1 protein-coding gene and 1 pseudogene are annotated in these 2690 nt (G+C 50.5%); one reads left to right on the top strand and one right to left on the bottom strand.

Translation table 11 applies throughout. The annotated features are described in order from the left end of the window. Positions 1-441 precede the first annotated feature (441 nt). Positions 442-2124 (bottom strand): M48 family metalloprotease, encoded by a 1683-nt coding sequence (locus tag VE954_RS29605; protein WP_324959749.1) that lies wholly within the window; start codon positions 2122-2124, stop codon positions 442-444. A 371-nt stretch (positions 2125-2495) separates the two neighbouring features. Between VE954_RS29605 and VE954_RS29610 the strand changes: the two are divergent. Continuing rightward, positions 2496-2690, top strand: a pseudogene (locus tag VE954_RS29610) (hypothetical protein); the annotation flags it as partial.

A 2690-nucleotide genomic window follows, 5' to 3' on the forward strand; every position in this document is an offset into this window, starting at 1 on the left:
GTGATCATGGGCCTCTTCAGGAAAAAAGGCCAATTTCAGATCGCAAAAACCATCCGATCCTGCCTTTATGGCAAAGACATCGATCTGGATTACCTCTTCTCAAAAATTTAAGCCAAGGAAATAAAAGATTCATACAAGGGAACGTCGTCTTTCACGGTATTCCTGCGGCCACAAAATGAAGTTTTTGCCAAAAAGTGACGAAGGTTCAGCTCAGGTCTTCCTTCCAGCATGAATTTCAAGGGTATCGCAATCCAGTGAAGCAGACCCGTGCAAGGCCTCGATTAATTCCTAGGCATTCTTTCCGGGGCCCTGGATAAATGAGTTCACGTAAATTTAACGTTTCCAAGCACCAAGTAGTGATATCCATTCGCAGCTCTCCCTTTGCTATTTGGCCCGCAAAGAGGGCTGCAACAAGCCTGCAGAGCAGACGTGAGTCTTCTTTTATTCGACCTGCATAAGTATGTCGAGTGCCGCGCGCCAAGTCAGTTCGGGCTGGATCACCGGAGTTTGGCTGTCCTTGTGGTTGGCGAAGTCGTCCTTATGGACTTCAATTTCCTTATAGCTGTTGTAAGCCCTGAAACAGTAGTCATGATGGAGATCGTCGAAGTTTTTAAGCGAAACAGATTTTGGGAAGCCCGCCTCGTACTGCTGACGGCATTCAGTATGGCCTTTAGCCTCGGCTAATGTCATCGTGAATTCAACAAAGGACATGGGATCCAGGCCCAGGCGATAAACCATTTCAGTGCCCATGTCATCCGCTTCCTGTTCCGTGGTGTACCAGCCCAGACCTTTTTCCTGCGCTTCCTGAACCACCAAAGCTTTTGCGATCTCGATCCTGCCCACCTTTTCCTTGATAATCATGTCAATGTCCAGAATCAGTTCCAGAGCGTTTTCATCGGCTCGGAGTGCCGGGAGCGCGATCGGCTGATTATTGACCAAATAGCCGAGAGTGGACTTGATATTGAATTCGAAGGGTGCCGCGTTAAGAAGCGGGAGGCAGGACCTGACATCGGCCTCATACTGCTTATAGGCATTTTTCGCTTCATCTGATCCCGAAAGCTGGTAGGGCATATTTTCGAGCAGGCCGCCGTAGTCGTCACCCATGAGTTCTTTGAACCTGCTACAGGTCGACATGCAATCGGGCTTATCCCTTTGACAGAGAGAAGCACTTTCTTTGTCGCGGATATTGTGACTCATGCTGCGTATAACACTGTAAAGAGCCGAGTGAAATTCCTGGCCCTCGATCTTGGTAAAATAGACCGCCGGCAGCTGACGAATCCGGTCACCCAATGCACTCAAAGGATGATCGGGGCTCAAAGGCTCCGGCTTTGCTCGGCTGTTCCTGTCTTTGAGCTCGTAGAAGTAGTCATAATCTTCATATCTGCCCATGCCGTGGGCCATATAATAGTGCCCCAACTCGTGGGCAAGCACGCCCACAATTTGCGGTTCACTTGCACTTTTAAGTAGACCACTATAGAGCGTGATATAGTTATGGGGCGCATTGAAGAAAAGGCCCGTAAAGGAATTGCCACGGTCGGTCAGCCCAACGAGGCATTCAGGGCTGAGAGCGACACGCGCGCCGTCGATGCTCAGCTTACAGCCCTCCAAATTTCTGAGCGCGAATTGGGCCGCTTGCAGCCTTGCCGTGATATCACCCTGAATCTCACTGCATTGATCGGGGCGCGTGCTCTTGTCGAGTCGTCCCTCTTCGGTAATCGTCAGATAAGAAGGGGAGGCGCTCACGGACTCGGCTGAAGGGTCCGTGGTGATCGCCACATCGATGCAAACAGGTGCGCTGGAAACATAGGCGTTAATCTCGTCCGATTGGACGATCCTGATGATCGGACGCGGCGCGACCGAGAGCGTTGGAGTCGATTTGAGCATGTTGCGGCGAATCTCATCCGCCCATGCCTGCAGGCGCAGCGTCATGGGATGCTGGGCTGAGTAAGTCGGCCGGCCTTCAGATTCAAGTTTTACCCAGCGCTGATCGTCAATCTCCGTCCACTGCAATGGATTATCACTGTTCAAAAAGCGCCCCGGAGCGTGAAGGGTCGTGGAATGTTCGGCATCCTTGGGATGACAGGCCAGGGTTGTCAAAACCGCTGCGAAGGCAAGATACTTCATGTAAGACACGGAATTATCTCCATAGTCACCAGACGAAACCAATAGACGCCTCCTCTGCTTTATACCTTTTCCGTAAAAATTGGGCTGAATCAGACTGCAAATAATGCAGAAATTTATCCTCTATGAGCGTTGGGATGGGCCGCCACGATCTGGGGTAAAACCCAGGGCCCCGGAAAGAACGCTTAGGGATTAATCAAATCATCAATATGATTGACTAAAAGCCGCCTCCTGGGAGATGCAATCCTCCTCCTGAGGAGGTTTTTTCAAAGCAATGTGACATACGGTTTGCCGAAAGCGTTATTAAAAAGAGCGGCAAGGTCAGGCGTGAGCTTGTATATGGCCTGACGGATCTTTAGGATGCCGATGCCACTATGCTGCTTCAGTTGAATCGAGGCCACTGGACCATTGAAAATAAAATCTTCCATGTAAGAGACGTGACGTTTAATGAGGATCGCAGCTCCATCAGGTCAGGCTCCCTTCCTCATCTTATGATCACCCTCCGTAACGTGATCATGGGTCTTCAGGAAAAAAGGCCGGTTTCAGATCGCAAAAACCATCCGCTCCTG

This window comes from Oligoflexus sp. (assembly GCF_035638955.1).
Taxonomy (GTDB): domain Bacteria; phylum Bdellovibrionota_B; class Oligoflexia; order Oligoflexales; family Oligoflexaceae; genus Oligoflexus.